Below are 18,274 nucleotides of genomic sequence, written 5' to 3'. Positions count from 1 at the left end.
CAGCCCTTATTCGGCCGGAACGGCGCTGGTGGGGGTGTCGACGATCGGACGGTCTTTCTCCGCGTCGTAGGCGGCGTCGCGCATCGGAGCTTCGTCGCGCAGCTTCCCGGCCAGCGTCATCCAGATGTTGTAGGTCATCACGAGGGCGCCCGAGAGGTACAGCAGGCCGCCGAAGGCGCGCAGCACATACATCGGGAACATCGCGGCGACGCTGTCTGCGAAGGACCACACGAGATATCCGTCGGGACCGTATTCACGCCACATCAGGCCTTGCTGGATCCCGGCGACCCACATGGTGGCAGCGTAGAAAACGATGCCCAGCGTCGCGAGCCAGAAGTGCCAGTTGATCATCCGCAGCGAATACATCCGCTCGCGGCCCCACAGGCGCGGCACGAGGAAGTAGACACAGGCGAAGGTGATCATGCCGTTCCATCCCAGCGCGCCGGAATGGACGTGGCCGATGGTCCAGTCGGTATAGTGCGACAGGCTGTTCACGCTCTTGATCGAGAGCATCGGGCCTTCGAACGTGCTCATCCCGTAAAAGGCGAGCGCCATGACCATCATGCGAATGATCGGGTCGGTGCGGATCTTGTCCCATGCCCCGTTGAGGGTCATCAGGCCGTTGATCATGCCGCCCCAGCTGGGCATCCACAGCATGATCGAGAACACCATGCCCAGCGTCTGCGCCCAGTCGGGCAGCGCGGTATAGTGCAAGTGGTGCGGACCCGCCCAGATGTAGAGGAAGATCAGCGACCAGAAATGGATGATCGACAGCCGGTAGCTGTAGACCGGGCGTTCGGCCTGCTTCGGCACGAAGTAGTACATCATCGCCAGGAAGCCCGCCGTCAGGAAGAACCCGACCGCGTTATGGCCGTACCACCACTGCGTCAGCGCATCCTGCACCCCGGCAAAGGCGCTGTAGCTCTTCGCGCCGAGCAAGCTCACCGGCATGGCAAGGTTGTTGACGATGTGGAGCATCGCAACGGTCACGATGAAGGCGAGGTAGAACCAGTTCGCGACGTAGATATGCGGTTCGCGGCGGCGAACGATGGTGCCGACGAAGACGATGAAATAGGCCACCCACACGATCGTCAGCCACAGGTCGACGTACCATTCGGGCTCTGCATATTCGCGCGATTGCGTGACGCCGAGCAGGTAACCCGTCGCGGCCAGAACGATGAACAGCTGGTAGCCCCAGAACACGAAGCGGGCGAGGCCGGGAAAGGCCAGCTGCGCGCGGCAGGTGCGCTGCACGACGTAGAAGCTCGTCGCGATCAGGGCATTGCCGCCGAATGCGAAAATCACTGCACTGGTGTGGAGGGGGCGAACCCGGCCGAAATTGAAATAGGGTTCGAAATTGAGCTGCGGGAAGGCCAGCTGCAAGGCGATGAAGAGGCCCGCGGCAAGGCCCGCAATGCCCCAGAACATCGTCGCCAGCACGCCCCAGCGGATGGGGTCGTCGTCATATTTCGACGGCGTATCGGGCATCTTGAAGAAGCTGTTGAGCTTGCTCGCCGGATCGTATCGCGACGCGCTCATCCACATCAGGACGAAGCACACCAGCGCCACGATTACCGCGTGTGCGGCAAAGCCCCCGTCGGCCGCCGTGGCGACAACCACGATGGAGACCAGGAACAGGACAAACCACAGCATTGTGCGGCCTAATGCGGTTTCCGCTTGCATATTACCTCCCGTGCAATCCCTGCGCGCCTAACGCGGCCACCGGGATCCGGCATTGATGTGGATCAAATTTGATGGATTTTTCACGCCGCGACCCTGAGGTGGCCTGCGCGGCGATCGAGTTCGTCGACGCGAAGCAGCGTCACTCCGGAGCGGCCCTGCGTCCGGATCAGCCCCTGGTCGCGCAGCAGGGTGAACTGGCGGCTGACGGTCTCGATGGTGAGGCCGAGACTGTCGGCGATATCCCTTCGCGACATGGGCAGTTCCAGCTTCACTTCCGACCCGTCTCTGCGTCCGATCCGCTCTGCCATGGAGAGCAGGAAGCTGGACACGCGTTCGAGCGCCGACTTGCGCCCGAGGGTCAGCGTCTTTTCGCGGCTGCGCTGCAGCGAGACGGTGCTGCGCTCCAGCAATTGCGTGAGGACCTGCTGGTGCTTCTCGGCAGCCTGCAGGAATTGTGCGTAGGGGAAGGTCATCAGGTCGCAATCGACCAGTGCTTCGAGCGTGTAGCTGTGCGCGCCGTGCGCCGGCAGCGTCAGCAGGTCGCCGGTAAAGTGGAACGCAAGCACCTGTTCGCGGTGGTCAGACGCGTGGGCGACGAGCTTGGTTGCGCCGTCGCACAGGAAGACGAGGGTCGGCTCGTCGTCGGGATATTGGAGCTGCCGGTCCGGTTTGAGGTGAACGTGCGAACCCAGCGTGCGGAACAGGCGCACGGTTTCGGGTCCTGTGCGCTTGGGCAGAACGCGGCTGACGAAGCAATCGAAGGCGTCGGTGCAAGTGTGCATGCACGCCCTATCGCGCGGCAAAAAGCGTATCTCATTGATCCAGATCAAGGAGCGCCATGGAAAAGTGGTGCAGTTGCCTTGGCACGCGATGCAACAACCTGGGCCGCATGGGGTGGCCGCTGCCTCGCGCCAAGGAATGCAAAATGAAGAAACTGCTTGCCGGAACCGTCGCCGGGCTCGCGATGCTTGCCATCCCCGCACAGGCGCAGGCACAGGACGCCAAGGGCGCCATCCAGGTGAAGCTGCTGGGCACGGCCGTGCTTCCCGATGGCAAGATCACCGAGGTGAAGACCGATATCGTCGGCCTGCCTGCCGGAACCCAGACCGAGGCCAACGACAATGTCGTGCCGACGCTGGCGATCGAATATTTCGTCTCGCCCACTTTCTCGCTGGAGACGATCTGCTGCATGACGCAGCACGACGTCGACGCGGTCTCGGGGCTGACGGGTGCCGAACTGGTGTCCGATGCCAAGCTGATTCCGGCAACCGTCACGGCGAAATACCACTTCGACCTCGGCGGTGCGAAACCGTATGTCGGCGCGGGCGCCACGTATTTCCTCTGGGTGGACGTGGACCCCGGCGAAGCGACCCTGCCGCTGGGTGTGACCAAGACCGATCTGTCGGACGAATTCGGCTTTGTCTTGCAGGCCGGTTTCGATGTTCCGGTCAATGACACCGGCCTTGCCTTCAGCGTCGATGCGAAGCGTTATTTCGTGGGCACCACGGCGAGCTGGTACGCGGGCGACACGTTGGCGATCCAGACCGATCACGATCTCGACCCCTGGGTGCTGAGCGCGGGTGTCGCCTACCGCTTTTAGACGGATTGGCCGGCTCTAGCACGCCAGCCGGCCCGCCTTGCGCGGCCTTGCGGGATGTCCCGCAGGGCCGCGTTTTTTATGCTAAGTCCGCACCTGCGATTTCCGCAGCACCTTGAAGCGTGTGCCATGAGTGTTAGGGGCGATTCGATGTTGTCTTCGGCCCTTCCGATCCGGTCCCTCCTGTTCGCCATCTTCATCCTGATGGCGGGAAGCGGTTTCCTCTCGACCCTTATCGCGATACGGCTGGAAGAAGCGGGCGCTGCGGCGCTGCTGATCGGGATCGTCGGAACGGGCTATTTCGCAGGGCTGACCTGGGGATCGCTGAAGGTGGAAGCCCTGATTGCCCGGATAGGTCACATCCGCGCCTTTGCCGCATTCGTGACCGTGTTTTCTGCAAGCAGCCTGACCTATGCGATCATCGATTTCCCCTATCTGTGGATCGCGCTGAGGTTGGTGGATGGCTTTGCCATGGCTGGCGTGTTCGTGTGCCTCGAAAGCTGGCTCAACAAGCAGGCCCAGCCCCACAACCGCAGCACGATCCTCGCAGCCTATATGATTGCCCTTTATTGTGGGCAGGCCGGGGGCCAGTTTCTGCTGAACCTGGGTGATAATTCGCCGGACCTGCCCTTCATGATATCGGCGGTGCTACTGTCCCTTGCGCTTTTGCCGGTCCTGCTGACCCGGATGGAGCAGCCGCACATCGAACGCACCGTGCCGTTCTCGCTGAAGCGACTGTATACCGCATCGCCGCTCGGCATCGTCGGCACGCTGACGACCGGCGCCATGCTGGGCGCATTTTACGCCATGGGTGCGGTTTACGTGCAGCGGATCGGGATGGACCTCTCGCAGGTCGCCTTCTTCACCTTCAGCGTGATCGCGGGCGGCGTGCTGCTGCAATACCCGCTCGGATTGCTGTCCGACCGCTTCGACCGGCGCAAGGTGATCGTGTGGTGCAGCCTGATCGCGGCCGCCACCTGCGCAGCAATGGCCCTGCTCGACTTGCCCAGCGAAGGGACCATCGTGCTCGGCGCGATGTTCGGCGGCTTTGCCTTCGCGCTCTATCCCTTGTGCGTCGCGCATACGAACGACCACCTCGAGGAAGACGAGCGGATCGGGGCGAGCAGCGGGCTCGTGCTCACCTATTCGGCAGGCGCGGTTGCAGGACCGCTGATCGGCTCGACCGCGATGAGCCTTGCCGGACCGGCGGGCCTGTTCTTCGCGATCGGCACCATGGCGCTACTTGGCGGCCTGTTCGGCCTGTGGCGTATGGCCGCATCTCCCCCTGTGGCAGCCGACGACCAGCAGCCTTTCCAGAGCCTGCCGCGCACATCCCCGATGGCTGCCGTGCTCGAATCCGAAGAAGACTGAGGACATTGGCTTGACCGGCTGGCGAGGGTCCCCGAAAGCACCGCCGATGAATTTGCTCGTTCCAGCTTCTCTCCCGCTACGTGCCGGACTACTCGCGGCGGCAGCCGCAGTCGCATCCCCTGTAATCGCGCAGAATGCCGAGGAACCGGTGATCGTCGTCACCGGCGAAGGCCTGGAGGAAACGCCTGCCAGCCCCGCCTATGACACGCAGACCATCGAGCGCGAACAGATCGTCTCGGCGCCCTCGGGACGGATAGAGGACGTGCTGTCCTCGGTGGCAGGCTTCCAGCAATTCCGCCGGTCCGATAGCCGGTCGTCCAACCCCAGCGCACAGGGCGCGACGTTGCGTGCCCTCGGCGGCAATGCGAGCAGCCGCGCGCTGGTGTTGCTCGACGGCGTGCCGATGGCCGATCCCTTCTTCGGCTTCATCCCTTTCACGGCGATCGCCCCCGAACGCCTAAGCGAGATCAGGGTGACACGCGGAGGCGGTGCGGGCGCGTTCGGCGCGGGCGCGCTTGCCGGGACAATCGAACTGGTGAGCGCGGGCGCGACCGATCTCGATGGCTTCGGAGGCCAGGTCCTCGTCAACGATCGCGGCGGTACGGAAAGCGCGTTCCACGCGTCTTCGCAGTTGGCCGAAGGGTTCGGGGTGATCTCCGCGCGCTGGGACCGGGGTCCGGGCTTCTTTACCACGCCGCAGGTCGACCGGGTCGATGCCAGCGCTAAATCGGCTTACGATAGCTGGTCCACGCAGGTTCGCGGGGTCATCCCCGCGGGCGAGGATGCAGAGCTGCAGGTGCGCGGCCTCGTCTATGACGACCGCCGCACCTTGCGTTTCGATGGAGCCGACAGCTCCAGCTCCGGCCAGGATGCCAGTATTCGCCTCGTCGGGCGGGGTGACTGGCAATATGAGGCGCTGGCCTATGTTCAGGCGCGCAATTTCACCAACACGGTCATCAGTTCGACGCGGTTCGTGCCGGTCCTCGACCAGCGCAACACCCCATCGACCGGGCTGGGCGGCAAGCTGGAAGTGCGCCCTCCGGTGCAGGACGACCAGGTCCTGCGACTGGGCGTCGATTATCGCCGCTCCGACGGGGAATTGTTCGAAACTGCGATCAGCGCTTTCAGTGGCAGGGTCAACGAGCGGCGCAATGCCGGAGGGACCAATTCCGATCTCGGTTTCTTCGTGGAGCATGAATGGCTGCTCGGCCCTGTCACGCTAACGGGCGGGGCGCGAGTAGACCGCTATGCGATCTCGGACGGCTTCTACGAAGCGCGTGATGCCTCGGGCAATATTATCCGCTCGGATCTCTTCGAGGATCGCTCCGGATGGCAGGATTCCTATCGCGGCGGGCTGCTGTTCCGGGCTTCCGATACCTTGCGCCTGCGTGCAGCGGCGTACACCGGCCTGCGTCTGCCCACGCTGAACGAGCTTTACCGGCCCTTCGTCGTATTCCCGGTCACGACCAATGCCAATGCCTCGCTGCGCAACGAGCGGCTGGAAGGCGTCGAGGCAGGCTTCGACCTGACCCCGGCAGAGGGCGTGGAACTGTCGGCAACGGTTTTCGATAACAAGGTCGAAGGGGCGATTGCGAACGTCACGCTCGATGCCACCACCCGCCAGCGCCAGAATATCGACGAGATCAGGGCGCGCGGGGTGGAAGTCTCTGCTGGCCTGTCCCTCGACACGCTGCGCTTCGATCTATCGCTCGCCTATACCGATGCCGAGGCACGCGATGCAGGTGCGGACTTCGACGGCAACCGGCCTGCGCAAACGCCGCGCTGGGCGGGCGGGGCGACGCTTAGCTGGCGGCCCGCGAAAGACTGGCTGCTGGCGGCGTCGCTGCGCCACACCGGCGACCAGTTCGAAGACGACTTGCAGACCGATGTGCTGCCTCCCGTGACGATCTTCGGCGTCTACGCGCAGGTTCCCGTGACCACGCGCCTTGCCGTGGTCCTGCGCGGCGAGAACCTGTTCGACGAGGAAATCGTTACCCGAAACCAGGGTGGCTCCATCGACCTGGGTGTGCCGCGGACTGTCTGGGCCGGCATCAAGCTGGGCCTTTAGAACGACGATCGAAAAGAGAGGTTTGCCCCAGTGACCATCCAGCCATCGCTTCCCAACCGCTTCCGCTCCTGGCTCTTCGCGCCCGGCGATAGCGAGCGCAAGATGGCCAAGGCGGCCGAGGGGGAGGCGGACATCGTCATCTTCGATATCGAGGACGCCGTGGCCGAAGATGCCAAGCCCGCCGCGCGCGAGGCCATTCGCGCCTTCCTGCTGGCGCGCAGCGAGGCGGAGCGGGCGCGCCTGTGGGTGCGGATCAATCCGCTCGACGGACCGCACACGGCAGACGATATCGCCGCAATCCTGCCGGGCAGGCCGGGTGGGATCATGCTGCCCAAATCGCGTGGTCGGCACGATGTGGAAGCACTTGATGCGCTCCTGACCCCGCTGGAAATGGAGCTGGGTATTACGCCGGGCTCGACGCCTGTGATTGCCTTGGTCACCGAAGTTGCCGCCGCCATGTTCACGACAGGTGATTATGCCGGTGCCCCGCGGCTCGCTGCGATGACCTGGGGCGCAGAGGACCTCGCCGATTCCATCGGTGCCATGTCTAACTTGGGCGAGGACGGCGCCTATACTTTTACCTACGAACTCGCGCGCAGTCTCACGTTGCTCGGCGCTGCGGCGGCCGGGATTCCGGCCATCGAGACGATCGACGGGAATTTCCGCAACCTCGAAGGTCTGAAGGACCGCGCGCAGAAAGTGCGCCGCGACGGCTATCGCGGGATGCTGGCGATTCACCCGGCACAGGTGCCGGTGATCAACGAGGCGTTTTCGCCCGGCGCAGACGAAATCGCCGAGGCGCGCGAAATCGTGGCGCTATTCGAAGCGAACCCGGGGGCAGGGACCATCGGCCATAACGGCAAGATGCTGGATCGCCCGCATCTCTCCCGCGCGCGCCAGTTGCTGGCGCAAATCGAAGGCTAGGAAGAAAGCTTCGCCACTTCGGATAGCACGGCGTCGGCATATTCCTGACGGCAGATGAGCAGGTCGGGCATGTAGGTGTCCGCCTGGTTGTAGACGAGCGGACTGCCGTCGATCCGGCTGGCGTGGAGGCCATGGGCGAGGGCGACCGCGACAGGTGCTGCGCTATCCCATTCGTACTGGCCGCCGGTGTGAAGATAGATTTCCGCTTCACCGCGCACGACGGCCATCGCCTTGGCTCCGGCAGACCCCATCGGCACGAGTTCCGCGCCGATGGCGTCTGCGACGGCAACTGCCTCCGCGGCGGGGCGCGTGCGGCTGACGACCATGCGGGGTTTTGCGGCCATTTCGGGCAGTTCGCCCGGTTCCACTGTGCAGAGTACCTTGCCAAGGCCGGGCAGGGCGACCGCGCCCACTTCAGGCCTGCCGTCCACGCAAAGCGCGATATGGACGGCCCAGTCGCTACGCTCCTCTCCATATTCGCGTGTGCCATCCACCGGGTCGACGATCCAGACGCGCTGTTTGGAAAGGCGTTCGCTGGTGTCCTTGCTTTCTTCGGACAAAAGGCCGTCGTCGGGGCGCTGGTGGCGCAAAGCGTGGCACAGGAACTGGTTCGCGGTCTCGTCGCCCGCATTGCCCAGCGCCTTGCCTTCGAACATGCCGCTCGCGCGCACTTCCAGCAGGATCTTTCCTGCGTATTCGGCGAGGTGGGCTGCCAGTTCGGCGTCGGTCATGCGAAATCCCGTCAGTGAAAACCAGTTCGGGGGCCGCATGGCAGACCGAAGCCTCCATGCGAACCCCCGAATGTACCGGTCATGGCCGGTGTCAGGCTACGGCAGGCCTTCTGGCGAAGATGCCGAAAGCTGCGATGATGGCGTAGCAGGCGATAGGCAGGATCATTGCCGTTGCCAGGCTGCCCGCGGCATCTGCCAGCATCCCGGTTAGCAACGGAATGACCGCGCCGCCAAAGATGGCGATGTTGATGATGCCCGACCCATCGGCCGCCTTCGCGCCCAGCTTTTCACAGGCGAGGGAGAAGATGGTCGGGAACATGATCGAATTCATCAGGCCGACTGCCAACAGGCTGTAGGCGGAGACCGTCCCTGTGGTGTTGGTCGAGATGAGGACCAGCGTAATCGCGCCCAGCGCCACGCCCATCAGCACAAGGCCAGGGCTGACGAACCGCAGGATGAGCGAACCGATGATGCGGCCTACCAGCGCGCCGCCCCAGTAGAGGAAGATCATGTCGCCTGCGGCGCGTTCGCTGATCCCCAGGACGTTTTCCTGCATGAGGTAGTTCACGATCAGCGAGCCGATTGCGACCTCTGCCCCGACATAAAGGAATATGCACAGGGCCCCGAAGGAGAATCGGGTGCGGCTGAGCAGGCTGTTGCCCCAGAGCCAGATCACGGGTGCGATCATCAGGATGATGATGCCGGGAATCTCATTCCCGTTGATTACGAGCCAGCCCCCGATTGCGATCAGCGCGATACCAGCGATGTAGCGAACCGGGGTGGTCAGCGCGTCGCCCTTCATGGCGGCGGCGTCATGCGGCAGCTTGTTGCGATTGACCCACACGACCAGCGCGATCACGGCCAGTGCTACGGCCAGACCGATATAGGTCGACACGATGGCCGCGCTTTCGGCAGTACGGTACTGCTGCAATTCGGCGCCGGAAAGTTCGGCAGCGCTGACACCGGCGAGACTGCCGAGGATAAGCGCCGAACCGACAATCGGGAAGATTGTGGTGCCAAGGCTGTTAAATGCCTGCGCGAAGGTCAGCCGGCTATGCACGGTCTTAGCCGGGCCGAGCAGGCTGATCAGCGGATTGGTGACCACCTGAACGATCACGACGCCGCTTGCCAGGATGAAGAGCGCCCCCAGAAACAGTCCGTATGTCGCGGTCTGGCTGGCGGGGATGAAAAGCAGGCAACCTGCCATCATGATGAGCAGGCCTGCCACCGCACCGCGCATGTAACCGATCCGCTTGACCAGTTGCGCGCCGGGAATGCCAATCAGCAGATAGGCCGTGAAGAAACAGAACTGCACCAGCATTGCCTGCGTGTAATTGAGCGTGAAGAGCTCCTTCAGCTTGGGCAGGATCACGTCGTTGAGAGAGGTGATTCCGCCGAAAATGAAGAACAGCGCAAAAACGAAATATTGCAGTCCGGGCGCGTTTACATGCGCGCCTTCGGCCTCGATCGGATTCGGATCGGTGCTTGACGCAACGTCAGGTGCCAAAGCCATTCAATTTTCTCCCCAATGATCGCCGGTCAAACGCCGCGCGACCCGTTATTCCTGCCGGTGTGCCAGCACAGTGCCGCCACGCAAAGCAAATACGAATGCCCGTCAGAACGAGCAGTCGGTCCCCTCTGCGAATTCCTCGCGCACGATGGAACCGATATTGATCGTGAAATCGCCTTCCGATCCCAGCGATAGCGTCGGGCCGAGATCCGTTGCGCAGGCCGAAGTGATGATCATCTCGCGATAGCCCTTGCCGGCAGCGACAGCCAGTTGCTGCGTGATGTCGAGCGGTTCGCCCGATCCGACCTTCACATAGAAAGGCGCAAGCGGCCGGTTCTCGACCTCGTAGACGATGCGATAGCCATAGCCCTTGTCACCGTCGCCCTGCACGAGTTCGAGGATCGAGCCTGCGTTGAAGGTAAGCTCGCGAGCGTCTTCCTGCGCCGTGCGGTCGATGCCGCGCGCGGTGATGCCGCCTGCCGATCCGCGCAGGTTGTCGAGCTTGCCGGTTGCCGTATTGGCAAGCACGCCATCGGCCAGGCGACCGCTCACGTACCAGTCCTTCGCAGCGCCCTGTTCGAGCGGGGCACAGCTTTCATCGAGGGTCGGCAGTGCGCTGGTGTCGGCAAGCGTGCGGCCGTAGCCGACGGTGAACAACGCCCCGTCGGGTCCGTTGAGCGGTCCGAAATCGCAGGTCGCGGGCCAGCTGAAACCGAGCTTTCCGGTTGCAGGCATTGCGCCGGTAAGCACATCGGCAATGCCGGCTCCTTCGCCGCCCGGGAGCCAGGACGCCACGAAGGCATCGGCGATATTCAATTCGCGGTTCATCCACATCGGACGCCCCGAAAGGAAGACAGCCACGGTCGGCACCCCTTCGGCCTTGAACTTGCGCAGCAGCTCAAGCCCTTCTGTATCCGGGAAGCCGAGATGCTTCCGGTCGCCTGCGAATTCCGCATAGGGTTCCTCGCCGAATACGACGACTGCGACATCGGGCTTGGCGGTGTAGCTGCCGTCCTGCGAAAGAGTGGCGTTGCCACCGCTTGCTTCGACGGCGGTTTCCAGACCCGACCAGATCGATGTTGCGCCGGGGAAATTGTCGTTCGTCAGGTCTCCGCCGCCCTGCCAGGTCAGCGTCCATCCGCCTGCAGCCTGCGCGATGCTGTCGGCGGCGCTACCTGCGACCAGGACATTCGCCCCTTCCTTCAGAGGAAGAACGCCGTTGTTGGTCAGGATCACCTGCGACTTGGCAACCGCCTCGCGCGCGATGGCGCGGTGTTCGGCAGAGCCCAGCAGCGAATAATTACCAGCGTTGGGACGGTCGGAAGGCTTCACGAACTCGTCCAGCAGCCCTGCGCGCATCTTCATGCGCAACACGCGGCCCACCGCCTCGTCGAGGCGCGCCATCGGGATCGTGCCGTCCTCGACCTGTGCTACCAGCGTTTCGAGCAGGCCTTTCCAGTCGTCAGGAACCATGTAGATATCGAGACCGGCGAGAAGCGATTGCGGGCAATCGGTATTGGTGCAACCCTTCACCTGTCCGTGCCCGTTCCAGTCGCCGACCACGAGGCCGTCGAAGCCCAGTTCGCCGCGCAGGAAATCGGTCAGCAGCGCTTCGTTGCCATGCATCTTGCGCCCGTTGACCGAGTTGAAGCTGGCCATGATCGTTTCGACACCGGCGTCGATGGTTGCCGGATAGGGATAGGCGTGCAACGCCTTCAGGTCCTCGATGTCGCCGTTCACTTCGCCCTGGTCGACGCCCTGGTCGGTCCCGCCGTCGCCGAAGAAATGCTTCGCGGTGGCGATGACGTGGCCTGCGCCCAGACGGTCGGGATCGCCCTTGGCACCCTGAAGGCCTTCTACAAGCGCCGCGCCGAGCGGGGCGACGATCTTCGGATCTTCCGAATAGCTTTCATACGTGCGGCCCCAGCGGTCGTCGCGCGCGACGGCCACGGTGGGCGAGAAGTTCCAGTCGATGCCGGTTACTTCGATCTCGACTGCCGTGGCATGGCCGATCCGGCGCAGCAGGTCGGCATCGCGGGTCGCGCCAAGGCCGATATTGTGCGGGAAGATCGTGGCCTGCACGATATTCGTGTGTCCGTGGACGGCGTCCGTGCCCCAGATCGTCGGGATGATCGGCTCGCCGTTTTCCTGTAGCTGGACTGAGGCGAGATACATCTCGTCGGCATAACGCAGCCATTCGGAAGCCGGGGCGAATTCATCGCCATAGGGGCCGCCGTTGCCGCCGTTGAGATAGCTGCCGAACCGATAGCGGCGCATATCTTCGGGAGTGAAGGAGTTGATCTGCGGCTGGATGAGCTGTGCGACCTTGCGCTCCAGGCTCATGCGCGAAAGCAGGTCGGCAACGCGGGCGTCTTCGGACACCTCGGCGACTGCCACGGGGGTCGTTTCGACCTCTGCCGGAATTGCCGAACAACCAGCCAGGGCAAGGGCCGCCGCCGATGCCGTCCAAAACGCCTTCTTCATCTTGTCCCTCCGCGCTCCCATTGAATTGAGAACGTTATCAATGGACAGAGGTGACACGACTTCCAAGTAAAATCAAGCCGCCAGATTTAGCGTTTGGCCGTCACGAGAAGCACTGTTGCAATGACTGCGAGGGCTGCCAGCACGAAGAACAGCCCATCGAAGCCGAATAACGGCACAAGGGCGAGGGTCAGCCACGGCATGATCAGGCTGGGAACGGTGTTGGTGAGATTGAAGATGCCAAGGTCGCGGCCACGCGTGGCAGGCTTGGGCAAAAACCTCAGCGTCTGGCTGGAATGGAGGGCCAGGAACACGCTGGTGGCGAGACCGAAGACCACGTAACCGAGGATGGCCCCAGTCAGCGTGTCGGAGATCCCCATGACGACCAGGCCTACCGCGCCGATCCCGGCCCCGATGCTCAGCGGGAGTAGGGGCCGGTCGTTCCGGTCGGACCAGCGACCGGCGAGCATGGCCAGCGGGATCGACAGGGCCAGCACGAAGGTGAATACGGTGGCGGTACGGTTGTCGCCGAAATCCGCATCGATTGTAGCGAACCAGATGAGCAGGTAGGCGAACAGAGCTGCCTCGGCGATCTGGACCAGCAGGCGCGCAAGCCACATGCGCGCGACCGTGCTTCTGGGCTGCCTGGCATGATCTTGCGAAGCGTGTGCGTCCACGTCAGCACGGGACATCAGGTGCGGCATTGCGACCGGTTTGCCGAACACCACCACCGGTAGCACACAGGTTACGACAATTCCCGCCACGATGGCGAGACGCGCGTCGGGGTCCGCTATGCCGGGTATCGTTACCAAGGCTCCCGACAGTGCCCCCAGCGCCGGGGCAAACGCGAGCAGGCCTCCCAGCTTGCCCTTCTGCATGTCGGGCACACAATCTCCTGCCCATGCGGCCAAGGGGGCCAGCATCATGTTGAGGCCGATTTGCCAGACGACAATCAGCCCTAGCAGCTCAGACGCATTCCCGGTCTTTCTCACACCGATCAGCAGGATCGACGACAGCAAGAGCCCTGCCAGGATCCAACCGCGCCGGTTCCTGGTAATGTCGCTCAGCCAGCCGAAGAGGATGTTCGAAATACTGGCGGAAATGGCCCCGGCAAAGGCGATATAGGCTAGCGCACCGATCGTGTCGGTTGCCTCGAGTTCGCCGACCCTCACGGGGAGCAATAACGTCAGGAATGGAACGTAGGCTACGGCGCCGCCTGCCACCGCCAGGGCATAAAGCCACAGGAAGCGTTCGGACTGCCCGACCTGTGTCCTGCTAGGCTCCATTCGTGCCCGCAGGAGCAGGGCCGGTCGACCCGCGCACGACCAGTTCACCCTTGACCCGCACGGGCTCGGACGGAACCTTGCCTCTTTTCGCATCGATCAGAAGTTCGACCGCGCGCGAGGCCGTGGCGGCGATCGGCTGGTCGACAGCGGTGAGGGGCGGCTGGGTAAAACGGACGATCGGCGAGTTATCGAAGCTGACCACGGAGAGGTCTTCCGGTACGCGCAACCCCTTTTCCTTCGCAACCTGAAGGGTCGCGAACGTCATCTGGTCGCTGCTGGCGATGATGGCCGTCGGCCTTTCGGGAAGCGAAAGCAGTTTTTCCGCTGCCTTGAGGCCGCTTTCGAACCCGAAATCTCCGCGTTCGCACAGTCCCTCGGTCGGGTTCTTCGCGGCGAACATCGCCTCTTTCCATCCCGCGATACGCCAGTCGCTCAGGCTGAATTCGGGAGGACCGGCGATAAACCCGATCCGCGTGTGGCCGAGATCGAGCAGATGTTCGGTGGCGATCCGTGCGTTATGCGTGTCGCCCATGGTCATCGGAATGCCCGGTCCCGGCTCGGTCGAACCGATCCGCGCGAATGGAATGCCGCGCTCAGCAAGCAATCCGGTGATGAGTGGATTGCCCGAGTGGGGCGGCGTGAGGATCACGCCGTCCGGCTGCAGGGCGGCGATGGCCGCTCCCAGTTCACGCTCGACGTGGTCGTTATGCGTGTCGACCAGCTCGATCAGCATGCGATAGCCGTGCTCTGCGCAGGTCAGCATCCCGCCCAGCAGCATCTGGTCGACCCAGTCGCGGCCTTCGCGGGCGCGCCAGTCGGCGATGGTCAGGTCCCGGTCATTGATCGCAAGAATGAGGTATGAACGCGAGCCGCTCATCCGCTGGGCCGCGATCGAGGGGACATAGCCGAGCTTGTCGATGCTCGCCTGCACGCGCTCTTTCATGGCGGGACGGACATTGGGCTCGTTATTGATAACGCGGCTGACGGTCTGGAGCGAAACCCCAGCGTCTGCTGCCACGTGCTTGATGGTCACGGCCTGGCGGCGCCTGCCCATAACGAAACCCCCCAATGGTCAATTGGATATCGACCGATCCACAGCCAACCTAATCCTGGCGGTCAGGATTTGGAATGGTCCGGTTGCGTTTTTCAAGAGAGGAAAGACAAACGGGCCCCGGTCTCGCAACCGGGGCCCGTAGTGTTTTCCTGCCTTCTACCCCGGTTCTTAGAAATTGAACCGGGCGATGAAGGTATAGCGGCGGTCATTGCGGAACGCGGCGCTGGTCACGCGGGTCCCGTCGTAATCGATCACTGCCGATTGCTTCAGCACCTGGTCCAGCAGGTTCACGCCCTGAACACCGATTTTCAGGTTATCGGTCACATCGTAGAAGATCGATGCGTCGAGCTGCCCACCCGATTCCTGCCAGATAGGCGAGAATGGGAAGAGGTCATCACGTGCTGTGAGCAGGAATTCGCTACGCCAGTTATACGCTGCACGCGCCGAGAACGGACCACGCTCGTAGAATAGCGTCGCGTTGATCGTATGCTCGGAAATTCCTGCAAGAGGCTGGAATTCCACGAACGGGCTCGCGTTCAGCGGAAGTGCGCCGTTGGCGATCGACGGTGTTCCCGGATCCTGCAGCGTCGGGTTCGAGAAGTCGCCCCCGTCCACATAGGTGTAGGAGAACTGACCACCGAAGCCGTTCAGCAAGCCGGGCAGGAAGTCCCAAGTCTGCTGATATGCCAGCTCGAAGCCCTTAAGCGTGCCTTCTAGCTCGTTCGACGGACCGGTGACGAGTACGTCTTGGGAAACGCCACTCGGACTTGTATAGTTTACGATGTTGGTGCCGGTCGAAACGATACCCGAAATGTCCTTCATGAAGGCGGCCAAGGTAAGCGAGCCGACATCATCGAAATACCATTCGGCCGAGAGATCGTAATTCCACGATTCGGTCGGACGGATGTTACGGTTACCGGTGGTTATGCTCAGCAGCGGTCCCGACGTTACGCCCTGCGAGTTGAATCCGAACGTGCCATTGGCAGCGAAGGTATTCAGGTCAGGACGGGATATGCCCTTCGAAACTGCACCGCGGATAACTACGCCGGTTCCACTGTCGAGGCGGACGTTAAGTGCCGGAAGCCAATGATCGAATTCGATCGGACGGGCGTCCGGTATGCCTTCGCCGGTAATGAGCGCTGCGTACTGGTCGAGGCGTTCACCCGTAAGCGCGCAGTACGCTCGTGCGGCACCTGGAGGCCCAGGGAGTGCACACAAGGACGTGATTTCCGCAGCCGAAACGATGCCGTCGCCATTGGCGCCGGGGTTGACGTCCACGTTGTCGAACTGATCGCCCGGACGCTCGAAGCCGAGCAGTGTCGAAAGCTTGACCTTCGTCTTTACGTACCGGAGGCCGATATTGCCCCCAAGCGACCAGCCGCCATCGAAATCCGTGCCAAAGTCGAGGCGTGCGTAAGCAGCTGAAGTGATTTCCGTTACCTCGGAAATTTCTTCGGGGCAGAACGGATCGCACTGCGTGGTTACGCCAGTGATCGGATTGGTCCGCGAACGCCCGGCAACACCCAGGTTGAAACGCTCGGGCGTCTGCGAAAAGGTCGAGATCTCGTCCCATTGACCCTGCGTAATGCCATCGAGATATTCCTGCAGGAAATCGTCACCGCCATAGAACCAAGCCTCTCCGCCGGGGATCGGCAAGGACGTCTCACCCCTCTGGAAATTGTCGGCGAATGGCGCGCGCACCTGCGTGTAAGCGGGAAATTCATCCGTGTATGCCCCGCCAGCGATCGCGAATTCCTGATCCGGCAGGCCGGTATAGAAACGACCGGGAGTGAAGCCAGGCTGACCCCAGTCGTAGGAGATCGTCCCAGCACCGCCCGGATTACAGCCCGGACCTTCGCCCCACGGTGCACAGCCGCCACGGCCGGCCCACGGTGCGGACAGGTTGCCCCAGGTGCTGAAGTCGGTGTTACGAGTCGTGCGATCGCGACCAGCCCAACGGGCGCCAAAACGCGCTTTCTTGAAGAAACCGTCGTCGCTGATGTCGTACTCGAAATCGCCTTTCAGGCTGAACAGTTCGCCATCGTTGTTTTCACGACTGTCGAGGCCGAACCAATAGTAGGTGTAGAAGCCCGAGCTGAAGTAGTCGGCCGGTGCACCGAGTGGAGCGAGGAACTGCACGTCCGGCGTGTCGCCGCTAAGGTCGATCGCAATGTCAGCCCAGGTGCTCATCGCTCCGAAGACGGCATCGCGACGCAGATTCGAAGTGATGTACTGCGCTTCGAAGTTGGCGCGGAAGCGATCCGAGAATTCGGTGTCGATGTCGAAAGAGATATCTTCCGTGACGCTTTTCGTATCCCGCAAGAAGCGGAGCGAGTCGAGCGGAATACCACCGAGTCCGAATGGCGTGGCGTACGGATCGCCGCGTCCGTCGGTTAGGATGCCGCTGACAAAGCGGCCATCCTCGAATACCCAGGTGCTGTCTTCGCGCACATCAGGCGAAGAAACGCCATCATCGATGCGGCCTTGCAGCGCGAACTCTTCGGTAAAGAAGCTCGTTTCCGAGCGCAGGTATTCCAGCGTCATCAGCAGGCCGCCGTCGCTGGATTCAAATTGCGCGACGGCGGAGAATGCTTCGCGATCACGATCCAGGTCTGTTGTGCGCACATTGGCGAACTGCGGGACGATCACGGTGTCGCTCGGGGGGAATTCGCCCGGAAGCAGTATGTCACCGCTGAGAATGCCGTTGGAATCTACCGGCGCCGCACGAATACAGGCACCATCGAGATCCGACGGACGATAACAGGAATCGACCACCTGCGACGCATCGGTGCGCGCCTTAAGTGCCGAATTGGAATAGCTGAGCTGCACACCGAAAGTGCCGGCAGCAGAATCGAACGTGTCCGATGCCAGCACGTTGAAAGTCGGCGACCAATCCTCGCGCAGGTCTCCGTAATTCGCCTCGATCGAACCTGCGATGTTGAGGCCGGGTTTGTCGAGCGGCTTGCGGGTCACGAGGTTGACCATGCCGGCGATGTGGCCTTCGATCATGTCCGCAGTCGAGTTTTTGAAAACTTCGACACGGCCGACGAGTTCAGGCGAAACATCCTCGAAACTTAGCGAACGACCGCCATTTGCCGAGAAGATATCGCGACCATTCAGTTCCGAGCGAACATAGGGAAGGCCGCGGATGATAACGCCCGAGCCTTCAACCGAAAAGCGGGTCGGGTCGGACGTTTTCTCGAACCGGCCGATGTTGACACCGGGAATGCGCTGAAGGGTTTCCGCAACCGAACGATCCGGCAGGGCCCCAATGTCTTCAGCAGTGATGACATCGACGATGGTGTCGGCGTTTTCCTTGATGCTCTGCGCACTTCTCAGCGACTGGGCGAAACCCGTCACGATGATGACGTTATCCTGATCGAGCTCTTCCGGAGTGCCGCCGGCACTTTCTTCGGTGAGATCTTCATCCGCATCTTGTGCGAAAGCGGGCTGCGCGGCGACGAGCGCAAGGCTCGAGGCGGTCGTCAGTGCGGCAATCCGGCGCCCGTACGTGGCGCCACCTGTTTTGGTGCGAGACATGTATCCTCCCTGGTCCCAAGCGATATGTC

The 18,274-nt window shown here is 62.6% G+C and carries 12 protein-coding genes; 4 read left to right on the top strand and 8 right to left on the bottom strand.

Annotated features, from left to right (window positions below):
- Positions 1–6: 6 nt before the first annotated feature.
- Together ccoN and CVE41_RS04350 are read right to left on the bottom strand one after the other, a co-directional pair.
- Positions 7–1,683, bottom strand: a complete 1,677-nt coding sequence (ccoN, locus tag CVE41_RS04355; protein ID WP_198507713.1) for a cytochrome-c oxidase, cbb3-type subunit I — start codon at positions 1,681–1,683, stop codon at positions 7–9.
- Positions 1,684–1,763: 80 nt separating this feature from the next.
- Positions 1,764–2,465: a helix-turn-helix domain-containing protein gene (locus tag CVE41_RS04350; protein WP_100259548.1), complete on the bottom strand. Its 702-nt coding sequence runs from the start codon at positions 2,463–2,465 to the stop codon at positions 1,764–1,766.
- Between the two features lie 143 nt (positions 2,466–2,608).
- Between CVE41_RS04350 and CVE41_RS04345 the strand changes: the two genes are divergently transcribed.
- From CVE41_RS04345 to CVE41_RS04330, 4 genes are all read left to right on the top strand, one after another.
- Complete coding sequence (locus tag CVE41_RS04345) at positions 2,609–3,283, top strand: OmpW/AlkL family protein (protein ID WP_100261369.1); 675 nt, start codon at positions 2,609–2,611, stop codon at positions 3,281–3,283.
- A 147-nt stretch (positions 3,284–3,430) separates the two neighbouring features.
- Entirely contained in the window at positions 3,431–4,651 is a 1,221-nt protein-coding gene (locus CVE41_RS04340) for an MFS transporter (protein ID WP_100261368.1), read from the top strand.
- Between the two features lie 46 nt (positions 4,652–4,697).
- Positions 4,698–6,719: a TonB-dependent receptor gene (locus tag CVE41_RS04335; RefSeq protein ID WP_100259547.1), complete on the top strand. Its 2,022-nt coding sequence runs from the start codon at positions 4,698–4,700 to the stop codon at positions 6,717–6,719.
- Positions 6,720–6,749: 30 nt separating this feature from the next.
- Complete coding sequence (locus CVE41_RS04330; RefSeq protein ID WP_100259546.1) at positions 6,750–7,643, top strand: HpcH/HpaI aldolase/citrate lyase family protein; 894 nt, start codon at positions 6,750–6,752, stop codon at positions 7,641–7,643.
- Here the strand turns inward: CVE41_RS04330 and CVE41_RS04325 are convergent.
- From CVE41_RS04325 to CVE41_RS04300, 6 genes are all read right to left on the bottom strand, one after another.
- Positions 7,640–8,374: a 3'(2'),5'-bisphosphate nucleotidase CysQ gene (locus CVE41_RS04325; RefSeq protein ID WP_100259545.1), complete on the bottom strand. Its 735-nt coding sequence runs from the start codon at positions 8,372–8,374 to the stop codon at positions 7,640–7,642. The genes CVE41_RS04330 and CVE41_RS04325 overlap by 4 nt on opposite strands.
- 91 nt (positions 8,375–8,465) lie before the next feature.
- Positions 8,466–9,887, bottom strand: coding sequence for a sugar MFS transporter (locus CVE41_RS04320; RefSeq protein ID WP_100259544.1), 1,422 nt, complete (start codon positions 9,885–9,887; stop codon positions 8,466–8,468).
- 102 nt (positions 9,888–9,989) lie between these two features.
- Positions 9,990–12,368, bottom strand: coding sequence for a glycoside hydrolase family 3 protein (locus tag CVE41_RS04315; RefSeq protein WP_100259543.1), 2,379 nt, complete (start codon positions 12,366–12,368; stop codon positions 9,990–9,992).
- 86 nt (positions 12,369–12,454) lie between these two features.
- Positions 12,455–13,651: an MFS transporter gene (locus tag CVE41_RS04310; protein WP_100259542.1), complete on the bottom strand. Its 1,197-nt coding sequence runs from the start codon at positions 13,649–13,651 to the stop codon at positions 12,455–12,457.
- A complete protein-coding gene (locus CVE41_RS04305; protein ID WP_100259541.1) occupies positions 13,641–14,705 on the bottom strand; it encodes a LacI family DNA-binding transcriptional regulator in 1,065 nt (354 codons plus the stop codon). Before CVE41_RS04305 ends, CVE41_RS04310 begins: the two co-directional genes overlap by 11 nt.
- Positions 14,706–14,873: 168 nt before the next feature.
- Complete coding sequence (locus CVE41_RS04300; RefSeq protein WP_100259540.1) at positions 14,874–18,245, bottom strand: TonB-dependent receptor; 3,372 nt, start codon at positions 18,243–18,245, stop codon at positions 14,874–14,876.
- Positions 18,246–18,274 lie beyond the last annotated feature (29 nt).

The sequence above is a fragment of the Qipengyuania seohaensis genome, from assembly GCF_002795865.1.
Lineage (GTDB): Bacteria > Pseudomonadota > Alphaproteobacteria > Sphingomonadales > Sphingomonadaceae > Qipengyuania > Qipengyuania seohaensis.
The sequence above is the reverse complement of the archived record's forward strand: the minus strand, read 5'-3'. Positions and strand labels throughout refer to the sequence as shown.

Excerpts from the sequence above, each read along its gene's own strand:
- CVE41_RS04320 (WP_100259544.1), bottom strand. The coding sequence starts at position 9,887 with ATGGCTTTGGCACCTGACGTTGCGTCAAGCACCGATCCGAATCCGATC.
- CVE41_RS04310 (WP_100259542.1), bottom strand. The coding sequence starts at position 13,651 with ATGGAGCCTAGCAGGACACAGGTCGGGCAGTCCGAACGCTTCCTGTGG.
- CVE41_RS04315 (WP_100259543.1), bottom strand. The coding sequence starts at position 12,368 with ATGAAGAAGGCGTTTTGGACGGCATCGGCGGCGGCCCTTGCCCTGGCT.
- CVE41_RS04305 (WP_100259541.1), bottom strand. The coding sequence starts at position 14,705 with ATGGGCAGGCGCCGCCAGGCCGTGACCATCAAGCACGTGGCAGCAGAC.
- CVE41_RS04335 (WP_100259547.1), top strand. The coding sequence starts at position 4,698 with ATGAATTTGCTCGTTCCAGCTTCTCTCCCGCTACGTGCCGGACTACTC.
- ccoN (WP_198507713.1), bottom strand. The coding sequence starts at position 1,683 with ATGCAAGCGGAAACCGCATTAGGCCGCACAATGCTGTGGTTTGTCCTG.
- CVE41_RS04345 (WP_100261369.1), top strand. The coding sequence starts at position 2,609 with ATGAAGAAACTGCTTGCCGGAACCGTCGCCGGGCTCGCGATGCTTGCC.
- CVE41_RS04340 (WP_100261368.1), top strand. The coding sequence starts at position 3,431 with ATGTTGTCTTCGGCCCTTCCGATCCGGTCCCTCCTGTTCGCCATCTTC.
- CVE41_RS04300 (WP_100259540.1), bottom strand. The coding sequence starts at position 18,245 with ATGTCTCGCACCAAAACAGGTGGCGCCACGTACGGGCGCCGGATTGCC.
- CVE41_RS04325 (WP_100259545.1), bottom strand. The coding sequence starts at position 8,374 with ATGACCGACGCCGAACTGGCAGCCCACCTCGCCGAATACGCAGGAAAG.
- CVE41_RS04350 (WP_100259548.1), bottom strand. The coding sequence starts at position 2,465 with ATGCACACTTGCACCGACGCCTTCGATTGCTTCGTCAGCCGCGTTCTG.